At 45.0% G+C, this 19,637-nt stretch carries 17 protein-coding genes and 1 pseudogene; 6 read left to right on the forward strand and 12 right to left on the reverse strand.

Features of this window, described 5'->3' with window-relative positions; genetic code table 11:
* Positions 1-49: 49 nt before the first annotated feature.
* Together B5G04_RS02080 and B5G04_RS02085 are read right to left on the reverse strand one after the other, a co-directional pair.
* Positions 50-2,632, reverse strand: a complete 2,583-nt coding sequence (locus B5G04_RS02080) for a glycosyl hydrolase 115 family protein (RefSeq protein WP_087395506.1) — start codon at positions 2,630-2,632, stop codon at positions 50-52.
* Positions 2,633-2,698: 66 nt separating this feature from the next.
* Positions 2,699-3,238, reverse strand: a complete 540-nt coding sequence (locus B5G04_RS02085) for an alpha-L-fucosidase (protein WP_255395960.1) — start codon at positions 3,236-3,238, stop codon at positions 2,699-2,701.
* Positions 3,239-3,467: 229 nt separating this feature from the next.
* Here B5G04_RS02085 and B5G04_RS20345 point away from each other — a divergent pair, with 229 nt between their 5' ends.
* Both B5G04_RS20345 and B5G04_RS20350 read left to right on the forward strand, forming a co-directional pair.
* On the forward strand, positions 3,468-3,863 hold the full coding sequence (locus tag B5G04_RS20345; protein WP_239414003.1) for a hypothetical protein: 396 nt from the start codon (positions 3,468-3,470) through the stop codon (positions 3,861-3,863).
* Positions 3,860-4,204 (forward strand): transposase, encoded by a 345-nt coding sequence (locus B5G04_RS20350; protein ID WP_255395939.1) that lies wholly within the window; start codon positions 3,860-3,862, stop codon positions 4,202-4,204. The genes B5G04_RS20345 and B5G04_RS20350 overlap by 4 nt, the downstream gene beginning before the upstream one ends.
* Here the strand turns inward: B5G04_RS20350 and B5G04_RS02095 are convergent.
* From B5G04_RS02095 to metK, 10 genes and pseudogenes are all read right to left on the reverse strand, one after another.
* A pseudogene (locus tag B5G04_RS02095) lies at positions 4,188-4,382 on the reverse strand (sigma factor); the annotation flags it as partial. The gene B5G04_RS20350 and the pseudogene B5G04_RS02095 overlap by 17 nt on opposite strands.
* 113 nt (positions 4,383-4,495) lie before the next feature.
* The gene (locus B5G04_RS02100) at positions 4,496-6,619 is read right to left on the reverse strand and encodes a M3 family metallopeptidase (RefSeq protein WP_162612713.1); all 2,124 of its coding nucleotides are present in this window, start codon (positions 6,617-6,619) and stop codon (positions 4,496-4,498) included.
* A gap of 299 nt (positions 6,620-6,918) precedes the next feature.
* Positions 6,919-8,211: a tyrosine--tRNA ligase gene (tyrS, locus tag B5G04_RS02105; RefSeq protein ID WP_013618290.1), complete on the reverse strand. Its 1,293-nt coding sequence runs from the start codon at positions 8,209-8,211 to the stop codon at positions 6,919-6,921.
* 75 nt (positions 8,212-8,286) lie between these two features.
* The gene (locus B5G04_RS02110; protein WP_087395512.1) at positions 8,287-8,928 is read right to left on the reverse strand and encodes a TatD family hydrolase; all 642 of its coding nucleotides are present in this window, start codon (positions 8,926-8,928) and stop codon (positions 8,287-8,289) included.
* Between the two features lie 44 nt (positions 8,929-8,972).
* Entirely contained in the window at positions 8,973-9,194 is a 222-nt protein-coding gene (yidD, locus tag B5G04_RS02115) for a membrane protein insertion efficiency factor YidD (protein ID WP_013618288.1), read from the reverse strand.
* Between the two features lie 3 nt (positions 9,195-9,197).
* Complete coding sequence (gene rnpA, locus B5G04_RS02120; protein ID WP_087248987.1) at positions 9,198-9,593, reverse strand: ribonuclease P protein component; 396 nt, start codon at positions 9,591-9,593, stop codon at positions 9,198-9,200.
* 107 nt (positions 9,594-9,700) lie between these two features.
* Positions 9,701-10,447: a uroporphyrinogen-III synthase gene (locus tag B5G04_RS02125; protein ID WP_022039953.1), complete on the reverse strand. Its 747-nt coding sequence runs from the start codon at positions 10,445-10,447 to the stop codon at positions 9,701-9,703.
* A gap of 4 nt (positions 10,448-10,451) precedes the next feature.
* Positions 10,452-11,255 carry a DUF4271 domain-containing protein gene (locus tag B5G04_RS02130; RefSeq protein ID WP_087395516.1) on the reverse strand — a complete coding sequence of 268 codons (804 nt, stop codon included), beginning with the start codon at positions 11,253-11,255 and terminating at the stop codon, positions 10,452-10,454.
* Positions 11,252-11,839 carry a TIGR00730 family Rossman fold protein gene (locus B5G04_RS02135; protein ID WP_087248991.1) on the reverse strand — a complete coding sequence of 196 codons (588 nt, stop codon included), beginning with the start codon at positions 11,837-11,839 and terminating at the stop codon, positions 11,252-11,254. Before B5G04_RS02135 ends, B5G04_RS02130 begins: the two co-directional genes overlap by 4 nt.
* 107 nt (positions 11,840-11,946) lie before the next feature.
* On the reverse strand, positions 11,947-13,242 hold the full coding sequence (metK, locus tag B5G04_RS02140) for a methionine adenosyltransferase (RefSeq protein ID WP_022039956.1): 1,296 nt from the start codon (positions 13,240-13,242) through the stop codon (positions 11,947-11,949).
* 642 nt (positions 13,243-13,884) lie between these two features.
* Between metK and B5G04_RS02145 the strand changes: the two genes are divergently transcribed.
* Genes B5G04_RS02145 through B5G04_RS02160 form a run of 4 tightly spaced genes read left to right on the forward strand, consistent with a single transcriptional unit; the run spans position 13,885 to position 19,629 of the window.
* Complete coding sequence (locus B5G04_RS02145; RefSeq protein ID WP_239414004.1) at positions 13,885-15,024, forward strand: glycoside hydrolase family 76 protein; 1,140 nt, start codon at positions 13,885-13,887, stop codon at positions 15,022-15,024.
* A gap of 16 nt (positions 15,025-15,040) precedes the next feature.
* Positions 15,041-16,522, forward strand: a complete 1,482-nt coding sequence (locus B5G04_RS02150; RefSeq protein WP_087395523.1) for a glycoside hydrolase family 125 protein — start codon at positions 15,041-15,043, stop codon at positions 16,520-16,522.
* A gap of 8 nt (positions 16,523-16,530) precedes the next feature.
* On the forward strand, positions 16,531-17,655 hold the full coding sequence (locus tag B5G04_RS02155) for a glycoside hydrolase family 88 protein (RefSeq protein ID WP_239414005.1): 1,125 nt from the start codon (positions 16,531-16,533) through the stop codon (positions 17,653-17,655).
* Between the two features lie 27 nt (positions 17,656-17,682).
* Positions 17,683-19,629: a glycoside hydrolase family 97 protein gene (locus tag B5G04_RS02160; RefSeq protein ID WP_087395528.1), complete on the forward strand. Its 1,947-nt coding sequence runs from the start codon at positions 17,683-17,685 to the stop codon at positions 19,627-19,629.
* The last annotated feature ends 8 nt before the right edge of the window (positions 19,630-19,637 follow it).

A 19,637-nucleotide genomic window follows, 5' to 3' on the forward strand; every position in this document is an offset into this window, starting at 1 on the left:
TTACTTAGGCTAATCAGAAGTTAAAGATGATCTCCGATTTTCTATTCTCTTATTTGCTTTTCAATAAACGAATATCCGGCCCGACGTATGTTTCCTTCAGTCCGCCCCAGTCTACAATGATACGCTGTATCATCACACCGGGGTCACCACAACTTAAAGTCAAAGTGTGTGATTTACGCCTAGGGTCTATCGGGAAAGAAAACGTAGCTTTTACTCCATTTTGTAACACATTGTCTTTCCAAGATTTAGAGTATTCTTTAGGTATGTTATTCGTCACTTGCACCGGATGTCCGTCTACTGACACACCAAAGCGCGTCCCTCTACCTTTATATATAGGGAATACCGGCAACGAATAAACATGTACGGTTACCGAATCGGCATCTATCTGTGGCAATGCATACTCAATCTGAGGAGCCGAAGGAGAAGTGGGATCGGCCAAAGCTTCTGTCGCCTCTCCTAACTGAATGATGTTCCAGTCGTAACCCAATCCTTTTACCAAACGCAACGTATGACCGGAAGCCGACTTGACCTGATAGCGTGTCAAGTCTACCAGCGTACAACGCTCCAACACATCTTGTTCAAGACGGAGAGACAAGTCCACAGGCATTTCCCCTTTTCCTTTCGTATAAGTTACTTCCGGCATATGCTGATACTTAGCCACCCATCCCGGTGCCAGCGTCATCATGTAGTTCCATTTCCCATCCAATTGCGTATTATACCGGTGGTTCAACGAAGCGATGCTGTCGTATGCCAATTGCGATTGGCTTGCCGCCCAATTAGCTTGCTCAACCTTGCCTTCGGCAAGCAATTCACGATTTAATTGCGCCATCAAGAACTTTCGGTTCATCTGATATGAAGCCAAAGCCTGATAACCTATCAGTTCGAAGAATGCCGGACGAGAAGCCTCCGGAAGCTCATGATACAAATGCAACGCTTCGTCCGACAAACGTTGGTAATCGTCCAAGCGACGGAGCGCGTCATTATAATTTTGGAACGAATAGTCGGTAGAAGCCAATTCTGTGTATTCCGGCTCATCCCATTCACGTTCCCATCCCATGAATTCCGGCTTACGGCTCCATGCCAACCGATAATATTCATCCAGCATCCGCTGGAAACGAGGCTTGTACTCCTCTCCGAACAACTTCGCCATAAACGCCGACTGATGTTCATTGATGGAATGGATATCATATTTGTCTATATCCCATGCCATATCGAAAAACGTCTTGATAGCAAGCTCCGCCGGCTTGATGTCGCCTACGTTCAGCAGCCAGTAACGGTCGGCACCCGTATCGTAAGCCTTCTTCAATTCTTCGTACATCAACACAGGAGGAGTGGTGCATACCCAAAGATAATCGTGCGGAGCACCCAGATAAGAAGTATGGTAATAAACGCCTGCCCTTCCGCTACGTTGTTGCTCTTGCGGATTACTCAAGCGTTTCATATAACCGTAATTATCGTCTACCCATACCAAAGTCACGTCATCGGGTACCTTCAAACCACGTTCGTAAATGTCCAGCACTTCTTTATAAGGAACGAACTGTTGCGGAATGGAGTCAATCGGATGCGGAATATATCTCGACAAAATGTTCCGTTGATCTGCCAACACTTCTTCTATCAAACTTACCTCACGTTCCTTAGGCACTCCCACCAATCCGGCATCGTGAATGCCTCGCATGGCAAGGGTATAGAAATTCTCATAAGGAGCATTCTCCGAGATACGTTTATCAAGCACCTTATTGATGCCGTCTTTATTGGTTACATAATTCCATTCACCCATTGTTTTCTCGTCCCATTCTGTCACATTGTTGAAAAGCAAGGGTTCGCAATGCGAAGAAGTCATGACAATGGCAAAACTGTCTGCCACCAATTTGTTTTCAGGATATTTGTTAAATGATCCCGAACTGGGATGCATGGCTGGAGCCAGCATATTTCCTTTCATACGAAGAATCAGTTCACAGACTTTCGCATACGTTTTCGGACCGATGTCTCCTAGTTCCTTATCGAATGTCTTCGAAGCCCACGGTGTAATACCCCACCCTTCATCGTTGATAAAGAAGCCCCGGTATTTAACACTAGGAGCCTTAGAAACATAATCTGTTTTTTGAAGATATAAAGCATTCTTTTTCTTAACCGGCACATCCGCCCACCAATAAAGAGGAGATACACCGATGGCTTCTGATAAAGCAAACGTCCCGTATGCCGTTCCGCGACGGTCGCATCCGGCAATTATCAAAGCCCGTTTTATGCCTTTAACGGGATTCTCAACGGTCTTAATAAGATATTGTTCCCAACCATTTTGGATACCAGTCACATCTATCTGATTATCACCTGCCAATTTGTCGATAAAAGAGTTATGGTTCAATGTACCAATAACAACGATATTTTGCCCTTCACCCGGATTTCCGACCTGGACATGCCCCTTTGTACCGGTTACCCGCCCAATGTCTTCCGCGAATAAAGAAGCCGCCTTTTTTACCACCTCAAAATCTTCAGGACTTACAAAAATATCACAAGACTCTCCACCTGCACATAAAGGGAAGTCCACCGATGATTTAGGTTTATCGTTTATTTTCGGCTGGGCGAAAACGGATAATCCACAGAATAGAAATAAGATAACGAATAGATGTTTCATACTATTTACTGATTTTAATACGAATATATGAATTAATTAAGTTTGAAACCGAATTTAATCCTCTCTTTAAGAATTTTTTAATGAAACTTCTAATACGTAAATAGGATAAGAATCAACCAATTCCCCCATACGAATCATCAAGCCATCTTCATCCAATTTCCAATTCACATCCTGCCTTTCCGACAAACATTTCACCATTTCTATTTTGTCCTGTTTTGTAAAAGCTCTCAATTTAAAGACTGTATCTTGTACATGGCGCACAATGACATATACTTTATTCCCTTTGCTCGTATAGCGCACGTCTGGAATCCGTTGCTGAGGAAACCCATTGAAAACAGCATCGTCAAATTCTGCTTTTATCTCTTCATCAGGTTGGTTAGGATTCATTTTTTCTTCGTAAATACGCCAAGGCCTCGTCCCATAAATAGCTTCGCCATTCATTTGCATCCAAGTGTGCAACTCTTTTATAATCGGAAATGTCTGCTTAGGGAAAGCTCCCTTACCATTAGGAGCCACATTTAATAACATATTTCCCCCTTTGCTGACTATATCCGTTAAATAACGTATAATCATATCTGGTTTTTTATATAAGGTATCATAACTAATACTTCGTTAAATTAATATCTAATCCTTTGATAGCAAATAAGTTAATTAATAAAGTTTAGCAGAATAAAATAGGTCAAGTGGCTGAAATTCAGTATCTTTAATGGTATCTAACCACACATTAAAGCAATGAACAGAACAGCACTTGACCAATATGAGGAACTCGTAACCGATGCTTTGAAAAGTTGTTCAGCAAAGTTACGCAGACAGCTCGGAACAACGCTTCCGGCAGTTGTTCGAACGTGAGTTTGACTGGATACAGTTCAATCTCTTCCTTATGCGGCAGCGGTTTGGAGAAAGCGTTAGAAAAGCCATTGCCATAGACGTGAGCTACATTTCAAAGTCTGGAAAGAAGACTCCTTATATCGGCAAGTTCTGGTCGGGATGTGCTTCTCAGGTGAAACGGGGAGTGGAAATTCTCAGCATCGGCATTATCAACATTGACAGTCGGGACTGCATGATGCCGCCTTGTGGTATGCACATGACGGTGTCCGCACAGGCAAGCGTGGACGGCCGCGTATCAAAGGCGGGAAGATTGATTTTGAGAAACTCGACCTTCAGCGTTGCGAGATTCTCGACATTGAAGGAGGAAGGGCTTACTCAGTCAAGGCATATTCAAAGGCAATGAAACGCAACATCAAAGTCGTGGTTCATTATCCGGGATCAGGAGGACATAAAATCTATTTCTCCACCGATCTTGACATGTCGGCCAAAGACATCATCGAATACTACCGTACACGATTCCAGATTGAGTTTTGCTTTCGGGATTCCAAGCAGTTCACCGGACTCAACGATTGTCAGGCAAGGGACTTGAGGAAACTTGATTTCGCTTTCAATGCTTCACTGGCATCGGTAAACACCGCAAAGGTCATGCGCCAACGATACTATCCCTCGCTTTCCATCGGACTGCTAAAGGCCTATCTGAGCAATATTTACATGCGCAAAAGAATGTCTTATTTTTCAGAATAGTCAGCAAAAGAGGTGCCACCTGCTCGGCAGACTCTACCTTTGTTTTCTCCCACAAAGCTATCAGCGCTTCCGAAGCAATATCTTCTGCCACCGCCTCATCGTGGACATACGACTTGGCAAAGCTAAACGCTTTCTTATAATAGGAGGTATAGATAAACGAAAATGATAGGTCCGGCATGTCGGAGATAATTAAGAGTGAATAATTAATAATGAACAATGAATAGTTAATAACGGTGGATGTCTCTGATTGCCGTTATTAACTATTCACTTTTAATTGTTAATTAACTATGTTTATTCCTTATCTTGTTTCAAAGGCGCAGGAGTATCCAAGCCACGCTTCTCGAGCAACCACTTGATATCGGGACCTTTTCCGCGGAAATTGACGTACATATCCATCGCGTCATCAATACCGCCCGGCGTGAGGACATACTTGCGGAACTTGCTTGCCACTTCGGGGTCGAACAGGTTTCCGCTCTCTACGTATGCTCCGAACGCATCACAGTCGAGCACTTCCGCCCAGATGTAGCTATAATATCCGGCGGTATAACCCCCGCCCATGGTATGCGCGAAATACGTAGTGCGGTAACGCGACGGTATCTGCTTCAGCAAACCACGGTCGCCCAAAGTCTTGGCTTCAAACTCCATCACGTCCATATCGGCAGGCACCGACTTCAGCGTGTGGAAATCCATATCCAGAAGCGATGCGGCAAGGTATTCCACCGTAGCGAAACCTTGTCCGTACTTACTGCTCTTGTCGTATTTCTCTACCAGTTCGGTCGGCATGACCTCGCCTGTCTTGTAATGTTTCGCATATACCTGCAACATTTCCGGCTCGAAGGTGAAATGCTCGTCGATTTGAGAAGGAAGCTCCACGAAATCGCGGGGCACACCGCTCACGCCTGTATAGTGCACATCGCAAAAGAGCGAATGCAGCCCGTGCCCGAACTCATGGAAAAGCGTAGTCGCTTCATCCGGGCTCAAAAGGGCAGGCTCACCTGCCGATGGCTTGGTGAAGTTGCATACAATCGTAACTACAGGCACCACCTTGTTGCCGTTCTCATCATACGACTGGGGACGGTATTCGCCGCACCATGCGCCTCCGCTCTTGCTGGCACGTGGGAAGAAATCGAAATAAAGGATGCCCAAGGGCTTTCCGTCCTTGTCGATACACTCGAATACTTGCGCTTCGGGGTGCGGTTTCGGCATGTATTCCAAGGGACGGAACGTAATGCCATACAGGCGTTTTGCCATATAGAAAGCACCGTCGCGCACGTTGTTCAGTTCCAAATACGGACGGATTTCGTTCTCGTCCATGTCGTATTTATGCTTTTTCGCTTTTTCGAAGTAATAACGCCAGTCCCAGCCTTCCGGCTCAAAATCGTTGCCCTCGCGCTTGATTTCCGCCTTGATATCAGCCAACTCTTCCTTCGCCTTGGCAAGAGCAGGTGTCCAAAGCTGGTTAAGCAGGTCGTACACGTTCTTTTCGTTCTTCGCCATACGGTCTTCCAACACCATCGAGGCATAGTCTTCATAGCCCATCAGCTTGGCTTTTTCCAGACGTGCCGTAATCAGGTCGCGCACCACTTGCTTGTTGTCGGCATCGTTCCCGTTATTTCCCCGATTGATATAAGCCTTATAAATACGCTCGCGCAACACACGGTTATCGGCATATTGCAAGAAAGGCATGATGCTGGGGTTATGCAAGGTAAACACCCATTTGCCTTCTTCACCCATGCCCTTAGCGGTCTCGGCGGCCTGTGCTATCAAGCTGGCTGGCAGCCCGCTCAAGTCTTTCTCGTCCGTAATGACCAGCTTGAAAGCGTTGGTTTCTTTCAGCATATTTTGCTCGAACGTAATCTGAAGCGTCGAAATCTTCTCGTTCAACGCCCGAAGCTTCTGCTGGTCGGCATCGCTCAGGTTGGCTCCGCTCCGTACAAAGCTTTTATACGTTTCCTCCAATAACTTAGCCTGTTCCTTATCGAGATTGAATTTCGCACGGTTCTCATACACTTCCTTCATCCGCTGGAACAAACGTTTGTTCAGCGAAATATCATCGCTATGAGCCGAAAGCAACGGAGCCATTTCCTGCTCCAACGCCTGCATCTCTGCATTCGTATTGCATCCGCTCTGCCCAAAGAATACATAAGCTACCCGGTTCAGCATCGCTCCGCTACGGTCGAGTGCCACAATGGTATTTTCGAAATCGGGCATCGAGCGCTGGTTTACTATGGCATCGATTTCCTGTTTCTGCTCTTCCATCCCTTTCAGGAACCCTTCACGGTAATCCGCAACCGTAATCTGTTCGAACGGCGGAACCCCGTAAGGCGTATTGAATTCGCTCAGGAACGGATTGACATGTCCCGTTGCGTCTTGTCCGTAAACCGCCACGCCTGCAGCAAAGCATACGACAAACATCAGTCTTTTACAAACATTTATCTTCATAATTCCTTTATTTTTCATTTCGTGCGCTAAATTACGGAATTTTTCAAGAAAAGGAAATCAAAATACGCTATCTTTGTAAAAATAATAGCCAAACCCAACTGATTATGAATAAAATTGAACACGGAGACACAAAGGCACAGAGTTTTTTTATTGTCAATTTCTCCGTGTCTCTGCGTCTCTGTGTTCAATATAAAAGATTAACGGATTTTTCGCTCATTTCTGATTGACTATAACTTTAAAATCCGTGTAATCTGTGGTGAATAGCTTTATACTTACTTCGCGATAATCAAATAATAATTCTTCTTGCCGCGCTGAACGAGCAAGTATTTCTCATCCAGCAAATCATCGGCGGTAATCACTTGGTCGAATGCGGTAAGCTTTTCCTTGTTCAGCGATACGCCTCCGCCTTGCGTCATCTTACGCATCTCGCCTTTCGAGGGGAAAATAGCGGCTTTCTCCACAAACAAGTCTACAGCCTTGATGCCGGCTTCTATTTCGCTCTTAGCCACCTCAAACTGAGGCACACCTTCGAATACGGAAAGCAACGTGTCTTCGTCCAGACGCTTCAAGGCATCGGAAGTGGCGTTTCCGAAAAGAATGCCCGATGCTTCTACCGCTGCATTATAATCTTCCTCAGAGTGTACCATGACGGTAACTTCTCGTGCCAGACGTTTCTGGAGCACACGCAAGTGTGGAGCTTCCTTGTGTTCGGCAATCAACGCATCGATTTCTTCTTTCGTAAGCGAAGTGAATATCTTGATGTAGCGTTCGGCATCTTCATCGCTCACGTTCAGCCAGAACTGGTAGAATTTATAAGGAGAGGTATAACGTGCGTCCAACCATACGTTTCCACTTTCGGTCTTGCCGAACTTCGTGCCGTCGGCTTTCGTTACCAGCGGACAGGTAAGGGCGAACACTTCTCCCCCATTGGTACGGCGAATCAATTCGGCACCCGTAGTGATGTTCCCCCACTGGTCGCTTCCACCTAATTGGAGCTTGCATCCGCGGGTTTCATATAAATGCAAAAAGTCATATCCCTGGAGCAGCTGATACGTGAACTCGGTGAATGAAAGTCCGTCGCGTGCCTCGCCGTTCAGACGTTTCTGCACCGAGTCTTTCGCCATCATATAGTTGACAGTGATGTGCTTGCCTACGGTTCGGGCAAAATCGAGGAAGGTGAAGTCTTTCATCCAATCGTAATTGTTCACCAGTTCTGCACGGTTCGGGGCATCCGACTCGAAGTCGAGGAACTTGCCCAACTGTTTCTTGATGCACTCTTGGTTATGGCGCAGGGTTTCTTCGTCCAGCAGATTCCGCTCCTGCGATTTGCCGGAAGGGTCGCCAATCATACCCGTAGCTCCGCCCACCAAAGCCAAAGGCTTGTGTCCGCAACGCTGGAAATGCCGCAACATCATTACACCACACAAGTGTCCGATATGCAAGGAGTCGGCAGTAGGGTCGATACCCAAGTAAGCCGTTACCATTTCTTTTTCCAACAATTCTTCTGTGCCCGGCATCATGTTATGCACCATTCCGCGCCATTTTAATTCTTCTACAAAATTCATCGAATGAGATTCTTAGTTTAACATTATATTAAAGTCAACGGCAAAAGTACGACACTTTATCTGAATAACCAATTTTTACCGGTTAAAAAAGAGCGAGTTAACCGTCCGGCTGACATTATCCGCCAATAATTCCGGATGGATTCCGCGTATCTCTGCCGCCCTATGGTATAAGATATGGATAGGCACACGGCTCTCATCGGTTTCCAGCAAGAAGGTTCCTTCAGGCATATACCGCAATGCATCCGCGTGATAATGTTCGCCGAAAGAGAGGTAAAACCCTTGCCTTACGAGGCTCTGCGCCAATTCCTTTTTCCCCCGAAAGCCGTGGACAATCCAAGGCTGGGAAGGATGAATTTCTTTTTTCAAGGCAATCAATTCATTATAAACCTTTACGGCATGGATAACCAGAGGCAGGCGGTAGTGTTCGGAAAGAGAAACTATCATGCGGAAAGCTTCCTCTTGCAAGGAAAAAGGCGCATGGCAACACTTATCAAGCCCCGCTTCTCCCAAAGCAATCACCCGCTTGTCTTTTCCCAACACAGATTCTATCCACCGGAGCTGCATCGGATAATTCTCGGAAGTAAGATACCACGGATGTATCCCCACCGAAAGCCACATAGCTTCATCGGGTAAGGGAATATACTTGCTATCGGCATTGAATATAGCTTCGGAAGGACATGCAGATAAGTGATGAGTATGGACATCAAAACACATCATAATAAATGAAGAATGAAGAATTAAGAGTCCTCTGTAGTGAATAACTAAGGAACAGGGTCGTATCCCGAACCTCCCCACGGATGGCACCGCAACAGGCGGCGTATGGCAAGGTAAAGCCCTTTGAACGGACCGTGTTTCTTTATTGCCTGAACGGCATATTCCGAACATGTGGGTGTAAACCGGCACGATGGAGGCGTAAAGGGAGAAATGCAGTTCCGATAAAAATAAATGGGAAGTAAAAGCAAAAACGAAAGTATCTTTTTCATGCTTCATCCGACACGCTCCGCTATCAGCTGGAGCAACTTTTTCACCTTTTCATCTACTTCCGGAGAAGCATGAAGCTCATCATCGAGCCAAATGAAAGCGACCGCAAGTTTCTTGCCTTTCGCTTCTAAAGCATCTGTCAGCAGAGACTTGTTTTTACGGTAGGCTTCCCTGATTTGCCGTTTCACCCGATTGCGCTTTACCGCACGCTTGAAACGCTTTTTAGAGACACTAATCAAGACAGAGACCTCAGGAAGACCTGCATTTTCCACCGGCATATAAACAGCACGCAAAGGAAAAACAGCCAATGACTTGCTGCCTCCTGCAAACAATTTGTCAATCACCAGCAAGCTGCTTAAATGTTCCTTTTTCGGAAAAGTTTTTTTTACCGGTTCTGTCATAATTTGAATATTAAAGAAACGCAGGTTAACGCAGATTTTCACAGATTTATATTATACTATCCGCGCCAACCTGCGTTAATCTGCGTTTCAATATATACCGATGAATCTTATTTATTATGTTCGCGGATAAACATATCCAATGCGGCAGGCATCGAAGGAGCAGCTACCGTAGGAGCTTCCAAATCCAGACGCAATCCTGCATCTTTTACCGCCTTTGCCGTAGTCGGTCCGAAACTTCCGATGGCGATATCCTTCTGCTCGAACTTAGGGAAGTTCTTCATCAATGATTGGATTCCAGCCGGACTGAAGAAAATCAGCATATCATAATCAAAATCTTCTTCCGGTGTGAAATCATTACTTACGGTACGGTACATCACCGCTTCAGTATGTTGGATGTGATGTTTATCCAACAAGTCTTTCACTTCATCGTTATGCACGTCCGACATCGGAATCAGATACTTCTCCGTACTGTGCTTCACAATTACAGGCACTAAATCGACAAACTTGCCCGTAGCGCCGAAGAATACTTTTCTTTTACGGTATTGAACATATTTCTGAATATACAAAGCTATGGCTTCCGAAGTACAGAAATACTTCATCGTCTCAGGGACAGTTACACGCAACTCCGCACAAAGGTTGAAAAAATGGTCTATGGCGTGACGCGAAGTAAATACGACGGCAGTATGATCCAATATGGAAATCTTCTGTTGTCTAAATTCCTTTGCCGACAAACTCTCAACTTTTATAAACGGGCGAAAATCTATTTTCACTCCGTACTTCTCAGCAATGTCAAAATAAGGTGACTTTTCTGATGTAGGTTTAGGCTGAGAAACGAGGACTTTTTTAATCTTCAAGGCACTAAAAATTTAAAATCACAATCTGGTTCATATAGAGGATACCTTTCGCCAACAGCAAAAGGGGTACCATTTCGAGGGCACAAAAGTACAGAATAAAATGTAGAAAACCATAACTTTGGTTGAAAAAGTTCCTAAATCCCCTATAAAATAACAATATTTTAGCGGAAATCAACGTAAAAGCTATCAATATATTACTAATAATGACATCGGGACGAAAGTAAATAATGAACAAGATAATAGGCAACAACAGGAAACATTGGGCACTAAGAAGGTCGAAGTATGTCTGAATCCACGCCTTGCTTTGCTCCTTCTCAAAGAAAACCCAGTTGACAAAATTATAACTTCCCCACTTGAACAACATATAAAAAATCGACAACAAAATGTACCCACCAATCAATGCCTCGTGAGGAGTAATATAAACCAATGCCGGAAATGACTCCACCGAATAATAATAGAAAAACAGACCGTAACAAATACAAGTCAAGAGTGGAAATACCATCGTATACCCATTGTCCGTACCTTGCACCTCATCGAACAGGCTACTGCGGTCCTTGCGCTGAAACAGGCTTCTGATATGCTGGATGATATATTTCTTTCCATTCTTCACAATATGCGAAAACACAAGGAAACAAAACAAAAGCAGGCACGTAACCGACCATTCGGAACGAATCTGGTAAGGTAAAACCTCACCCGGCATACCAGAAACAGTCTGCATACTTCTCACCAAGGCACTATCGAGTTGCAAGGACTCTTCGTGTACCTTTTCGACAATGTATTCGAATCCGACGGAGCATGTATCGTTCATACAGCTGCAAATTTACAGATTTTCTTGTCCCATGCCGGAAGAGAAACGCATAGCTCCACAGCTTCCTCGGGAGTAAAGGCCACTTGCCAAAGCGATTCGTGTTCGCGACGCATAAATTGCTGGCCGATGGCTTTCTCTAACATTTCTATCAACGGATTATAAAACTCTTGGATATTCAAGACAACAATCGGTTTAAGGTAAAGTCCCAGTTGCTTCCACGTAATGACTTCCAACAATTCTTCCATCGTGCCACATCCTCCAGGAAGCGCAATGACAGCATCCGACATACGCGCCATCAAGCTCTTACGCTCGTGCATCGTTTCTGTCTCCACCAACTGTGTCAAGCCGGAATGATGCCAGCCCCGCTCTACCATAAACCGGGGAATAACACCCGTTACCGTACCGCCTGCAGCAAGGACTGTATTGTTAAGGCACCCCATCAACCCTACCTTACCTGCCCCATCAATCAAGTTTATCCCTTTTTCCGCCAAAAGATATCCCAGCCTTTCGGCAGCTTTAAAATAAACCGGAGCAATTTGCGGGCTGGATGCACAATATACACAGATATTCTTTATTTCACTCATAATGTCAAGTGATTCATGAAACGCAGATTAACACAGATTTTCACAGATAAATTAAAAAATTCTTTCTGCGTTAATCTGCGAAAATCTGCGTTTCCATTATAATTATTTTACTTCAGCCCGAAAGCCGCTTTCACTTTATCCACATAGTCCAGTTTTTCCCATGTGAAAAGCTCCACTTCCACATCTTTGTTGCCTTCGTAAAGCGATTCGAAATGCTTGATCACCTTTCTCGGTTCACGTCCCATATGACCGTAAGCGGCTGTCTCACTATAAATAGGATTACGGAGCTTCAGACGTTCCTCGATGGCATACGGACGCATATCGAACAACTCGTCTACTTTCTTCGCAATCTCACCGTCACTCATGGCTACATGGCTTCGTCCATAAGTGTTGACGTAGATATTTATAGGACGTGCCACGCCAATGGCATACGACACCTGTACCAATACCTCATCGGCCACACCCGCTGCTACCAGATTCTTGGCTATGTGACGTGCGGCGTATGCAGCGCTGCGATCCACTTTACTGGGGTCTTTTCCCGAAAAGGCACCACCACCATGTGCACCTGCACCTCCGTAAGTATCCACAATAATTTTACGCCCGGTCAATCCCGTATCTCCATGAGGTCCTCCGATAACAAACTTACCAGTAGGATTCACATGATACGTAATTTGGTCGTTGAACAACTTCAACACTTCCGGATGATGAATCTCGGCTATCACGCGGGGAATCAGGATACCGATTACGTCCTTGCGAATCTGTTCCAACATTGCCCGATCTGCCTTTTCCTGTGCTTCCGGCGTATCGTCTTCTGGCAAAATAAATTCATCATGCTGCGTAGAGATTACGATTGTATCAATACGTACCGGACGCCGGTTGTCATCATATTCGATAGTCACCTGACTTTTCGCATCCGGACGGAGGTAAGTCATCACTTTACCTTCACGACGGATTTCGGCAAGCACAATCAGCAACTTGTGTGCCAGATCGAGCGACAACGGCATATAGTTTTCGGTCTCGTTCGTTGCATAACCGAACATCATCCCCTGGTCGCCCGCACCCTGATTCATAGGGTCTTCACGTTCCACGCCACGGTTGATGTCGGGGCTTTGTTCATGAATAGCAGAGAGCACCCCGCACGAATTGCCTTCGAACATATATTCGCTCTTGGTATAACCGATACGGTTAATCACCTCACGTGCTACTCGTTGAAGGTCGATGTAAGCCTTTGTTTTCACTTCTCCTGCCAGCACCACCTGTCCGGTAGTGACCAATGTTTCGCAAGCTACTTTCGAACTGGGGTCGTACGCCAACAGTTTGTCAAGCACAGCGTCGGAAATCTGATCCGCCACTTTGTCGGGGTGTCCTTCAGACACCGATTCGGATGTGAATAAATATCCCATTTCTGTTTTATAAATTAAAAGGATTAATAAATGCCGTGTACGGACAGAGTAGGAATCGCAAGATGCGGGAGAATCTGATGAATGTGTTTTAGCATTTTTTTCCGTGGTTGCAAGCTACTCAAATCTTTCCACTTTTAAATTCGATGCAAAGATACGCATATTCCTTGAAATACAGGTGTGGTGAAAACTTATTTAACATATCGGCGCAACGACCTTCCTCTTCTGCCTGGACAATAAGCTGGGACACAACAAAAATACATATAGCTTTTAATTTTCCGAAAAAAAATCAACCACATATCCGATTACGAAAGTACGGATTTTTCTTCTCTTTACCAATAAGAATCAAATAGTTTTTGCAAGATAACATGAAGGACATTTCATTCTAGCCTAAGAACAATAGCATATAAGGATGACTAAAAGCATATACTTTTTGCAAAAACGAATACATTCTGCCGTTCCATCTTTAAAAAAAACAATAACAACATACATTATTGTCAATACCAGAACTAGTAAAACAAAAATCATATACTACATTTGCGTATCCTAAATATAAAGTTAACGCATATGGTAAAAACAAAAACACTTTTATTTATATTGTTAGGAATAACATATCTATGCAACCAAACAGCATGTAAACAACATTTGTCTACAAAAGAACTGCTCATACAACATGCCACTTCACTCCTTGACAGTACATTACAGTATTATCATATAAAGGAGACTTATCTTTTCTCGGAAAATTATCCTCCCGAACAGAATGCAACCGCCACGTATCTGGCAGAGCCCGATACGGCACACGTACATAAAGCCGCTTATCTATGGCCTACATCCGGCATGTTTTCCGCCATAAATGCCCTGCTCAAAGTTACAGGAGACGAACGGTATGCCACCCTGCTGGACAGCCTGATTCTACCGGGTCTTCAATGCTACCACGATACTGTCCGCAAGCCGGATGCTTACCAGTCGTATCTGACATCGTCCGGACTTTCCGACCGCTATTATGATGATAACATCTGGTTGGGCATCGACTTCGTGGAAAGTTATGAACTGACTAAAAAGCCTGCTTTCTTAGAGTCCGCTGAAGCTATCTGGCATTTCCTTGAAAGTGGACGGGATACCTTGCTGGGAGACGGCATCTATTGGTGCGAACAAAAGAAATTCTCGAAAAATACTTGCTCCAATGCACCTGCCGCCGTATTGGCTTTGAAACTCTATCGTGCTACGAAGAACGAGCTATATCTGAAAGCCGGCAAGGAGCTGTATCACTGGACCAAGAACACCTTGCAGGATATGGCGGATGACTTGTATTTCGATAATATCCGATTGGCAGATGCCCATGCCCATATCGGGAAAACCAAGTATGCTTATAATAGCGGACAAATGTTGCAGGCAGGTGCCTTGCTTTACCAGCTGACCGGCGAACCGCAATATCTGGAAGCCATCAAGAAGCTGGCTCAAGCCTGCGGCACTTATTTTTTCCAACATTCTACCCAAGAACCTTCACACAAGGTATTGAAAGACGGGAATATATGGTTTACCGCTATCCTGTTGCGTGGCTTCGAAGAGATGTACCGCATTGATCACAATCCGCGTTATCTGCATGATTTCATCACGACACTGGACCAACTATGGGCATGCAACAAGAATAAAGAAGGATTGTTTGATGATAACCGTTTTGCCGATTCCGACGGAAATGGAGACACGCATAAATGGTTACTGACCCAGGCTGCCCTTATCGAGATGTATGCCCGGTTATCCGCTTTTGACATAGAAAAACAATAACCAAACTATCACTATCATGAAAAAACAACTCGTCAACAACAAATTGCGGGCAGGACTTTGTATCTGTCTTGCCTTAACTTCCTATCCGATCTTCGCATCGGAGCATGCTCCGGTACCGGCAGAAAGCAGCTGGATAGCTGTGCGCGACAATATCGGACAATTCGTATCGAAACGTCCGCCCAAAGAAGAGCGCCTTTTCCATTCGGAAATCATCGAGAAAAAAATAAAGGAGGTCAAGCAGATGCTGACCAATCCTTACTTAGCATGGATGTTCGAAAACTGCTTTCCCAATACCCTGGATACAACTGTTCATTACCGGACACAAGACGGGGAAGACGACACGTTCGTCTATACCGGCGACATTCATGCCATGTGGCTCCGCGACTCCGGAGCACAGGTCTGGCCTTATGTACTGTTTGCCAACGAAGATGCAGATTTGAAAAAGATGATTCGTGGTGTCATTCTCAGGCAATGGAAATGTATCAACATCGACCCGTATGCCAATGGGTTCAACGACGGACCTACCGGAGGTCCGTGGATGAATGATCTGACGGACATGAAACCCGAACTGCACGAACGCAAATACGAAATAGACTCTTTATGCTATCCCTTACGGCTTGCCTATCATTATTGGGAAGTGACGGGAGATGCATCTATCTTCGGGGAAGAATGGCTGGAGGCTATCGGCAACATTGTAAAGACCTTCCGTGAACAACAACGAAAGGACGGTCCCGGTCCTTATACATTTCAACGAAAAACGGAACGGCAACTGGATACCATGTCAAATAACGGATATGGTCATCCAGTAAAACCTGTAGGACTGATTGTCTCTTCTTTCCGCCCCTCTGATGATGCCTCAACCTACCAGTTCCTGATACCTGCCAACTTTTTTGCTGTAACTTCTCTGCGGAAAGCAGCTCGGATTTTGTCGGAAGTCAACCAAAAGCAGGAACTTGCCGACGAATGTACGGCACTTGCCGATGAAGTGGCGCAGGCTTTAGACCAATATGCCACCTTCAATCATCCCCAATATGGAACCATTTACGCTTTTGAGGTGGACGGATTCGGTAACCAGCTTTTCATGGACGATGCCAATGTGCCCAGTCTGTTGGCTATGCCTTATTTGGGCGATGTAGATGTAAACAACCCCATTTACCAGAATACACGCCGCTTTGTATGGAGCGAAGACAATCCCTACTTCTTCAAGGGTACAGCCGGAGAAGGTATAGGAGGACCTCATATCGGTTATGACATGATATGGCCGATGAGTATCATGATGAAGGCTTTCACCAGTCAGGACGATGAGGAAATAGCCTCCTGCATCCGAATGCTTATGAAAACCGATGCCGGTACAGGATTTATGCACGAATCTTTCCACAAGAATGACCCTGATAAATTCACCCGTCCTTGGTTCGCCTGGCAAAACACGTTGTTCGGTGAACTGATACTGAAACTCATCCAAGACGGTAAACTTGACTTGTTGAACCAAATAAAATGAAAAAAACAATGAAGATAAGACGAATCTTATTACAATTGATGATAACTTGCCTGCCTTTGGCCGGTTATGCCCAACAGGAATTTAAAAACTGGCCGGAAGGCACATCACCGGAAGAGATAGGACGGCTGGTCAGTAAGCGTTTTGTAGAAGTGCCCCATCCCAATTTTGACGGTAATCCCGCCCCTCCCAATGAAATTACATATCCGGAGACTTGTGCCTGGTTTGGCGCTTTACGTTATGCAGATGTCACCCGTAACCGGGAGCTACTTAAACAACTGGAAGAACGCTTCTTGCCTATATTCGGTCCGGAACGCCGTTTACAACCTTTACCGGACCATGTAGACCATACCGTATTCGGCATTATCCCGTTGCAACTTTATATGCAGACCCACAATGAAGTTTATTACCATTTAGGCATATGGTATGCCGATGCCCAATGGCAAATGCCCCGCCAAAGCAAGCATCAGGCGGAACATCAGGCTTTGTTAAACAAGAATCTTTCGTGGCAGACCCGCTATTGGATAGACGACATGTTTATGATTACGGCCATTCAATCACAGGCTTACTATGTAACCAAAGACCGCACCTATATCGATCGTACGGCACACGAAATGGTAGCCTACCTTGACAAGATACAGCGTCCTAACGGATTGTTTTATCATGCAGAAGATGCACCTTTTTATTGGGGAAGAGGCAACGGGTGGATGGCTGCCGGCATGACGGAACTACTCGGACTTTTACCGGAAGACAATCCGGACCGTCCGCGTATCCTTTCTTCTTATCGCAAGATGATGAAAACCCTGCTTGATTATCAGAAAGAAGACGGTTTATGGGGACAATTGGTAGATGACCCGACCACTTGGACCGAAACATCCGGCTCCGCCATGTTCACGTATGCCATGATAAAAGGAGTCAAACGAGGCTGGCTAAAAGCTGAAACCTATGCGCCGGCAGTCCGCAAAGCGTGGATTGCCCTGACTGGTCATATTGATGAGCAAGGAGATATAGACGGGGTATGCGAAGGAACCAACAAGACTAATGACCGGCAATTCTATCTCAACCGTCGAACCCTGCCTGGAAACATGCACGGGCAAGCTCCAATATTATGGTGTGTCACGGCATTTTTAGAATAAGAACAAACCTATCAATCAATTTATATCATGAAAAAGACATTTCTATTATTGTCCATTCTATGCAGCATGTGCATATATTGCCTGCAAGTACAAGGAAAAGAAATCAGTATTTCTTCGCCCAATAACAGGCTGATGGTAAATATCAACTTGAAAGACAAAATTTATTATTCAGTCTATACGGGTGATACATTGTTGCTGAAAGACTGTACGTTAGGATTGACCTTAAAAGAAGAGAACTTAGGCATAAATCCACGTCTGCGTCGCACTAAACGAGGCACAATTGATGAAACCATACAGCGTGAAATTCCCCTGAAGAATGCCAAAGTAAGAAACCATTGCAATACCCTCCGTTTAAGTTTTGCAGGAGGATATGCGGTTGATTTCCGTGTTTTCGATACGGGGATAGCCTATCGTTTCGTCCTGGACAAAGACGGAGAAGTGGAAGTTATGGATGAAGACTTTACAATCGGTTTTCCCGATAACTATATGGCACATCTGTCTCAGCCAAGTGGTTTCAAAACATCCTATGAATATCCCTATACCCATGTAGAAACCACAGCTTACCAATCAACCGACCGCATGAGTTATTTGCCTATTCTGTTGGAAACGAATCATTCTTATAAGATTTTGATTTCAGAAGCTGATTTGGACGATTATCCTTGTCTATTTCTGAAAAGTACAGGCAAGAATGGAATGCAGGCTCTTTTCCCAAAATGTCCGTTAGAATTCGGTGAAGACGGAGACCGTAGCCTGAAGATATTGAAAGAAGCTGATTATATTGCCAAGACATCCGGAACACGGACATTTCCCTGGCGTTTCTTCGTCATTACAAACGATGACCGTCAAATCATAGCCAACGAAATGACATACAACCTGTCTTCTCCCTGTGAACTGGAAGATTACAGTTGGATTAAACCGGGACAAGTTAGCTGGGAATGGTGGCACGATGCCCGTTTGTTTGGTGTAGACTTCCGGTCAGGCTATAACATGGACTCCTATAAATATTATATTGACTTCGCTTCTACTTTTCATGTTCCTTATATCATCATGGACGAAGGATGGGCAAAAAGCACACGCGACCCCTTTACTCCCAATCCCGATATCAACCTGCCGGAACTGATACAATACGGCAAAGAGAAGAATGTCAAAATCATTTTATGGCTTACTTGGTTGACTGTAGAAAATCATTTCGACCTTTTCAAGACTTTTGCCGACTGGGGAGTTGCCGGAGTTAAAATAGACTTCATGGACCGCAGTGACCAATGGATGGTGAATTTCTATGAACGGGTAGCTCGGGAAGCAGCCAAACACAAACTATTGGTAGACTTTCACGGCTCCTTCAAACCGGCAGGCTTGGAACGCAGATACCCGAATGTTATATCTTATGAAGGTGTCTTGGGCATGGAACAAGGAGGCAACTGTAAACCGGAAAACAGTATTTGGCTGCCATTCATGCGTAATGCTGTAGGACCCATGGATTTTACGCCCGGTTCCATGTTCTCAGCCCAACCGGAAGATAACCGTTCTACCCGTGCCAATGCCATGGGTTCAGGAACCCGTGCATATCAAATGGCGCTGTTCGTTGTTTTTGAGAGTGGCTTGCAGATGCTGGCAGACAATCCGGTCTACTATTACCGGGAACGTCCTTGTACAGAGTTTATCACTCAGGTGCCTGTAACATGGGATGAAACAAAGGTATTGGATGCCAAAGCCGGAGAATATGTGCTAATAGCCCGCCGTAGTGGAGAGAAATGGTATATCGGAGCCATTACCAACAATGAAGGACGTACCCTGAAACTCGATTTGAGCTTTTTACCGAAAGATAAGCGAATGCACCTCACCTATTTTGAGGACGGCATTAATGCCGACCGTCAGGCTATGGATTACAAAAAGCAGGAAACCGATGTGGATTGTACTTCCCAACTGACCCTGAAGCTGGTGCGTAACGGAGGCTGGGCAGGTGTAATCGAATAACATATCAA

It is taken from the genome of Bacteroides sp. An51A (assembly GCF_002161565.1).
Lineage (GTDB): Bacteria > Bacteroidota > Bacteroidia > Bacteroidales > Bacteroidaceae > Phocaeicola > Phocaeicola intestinalis.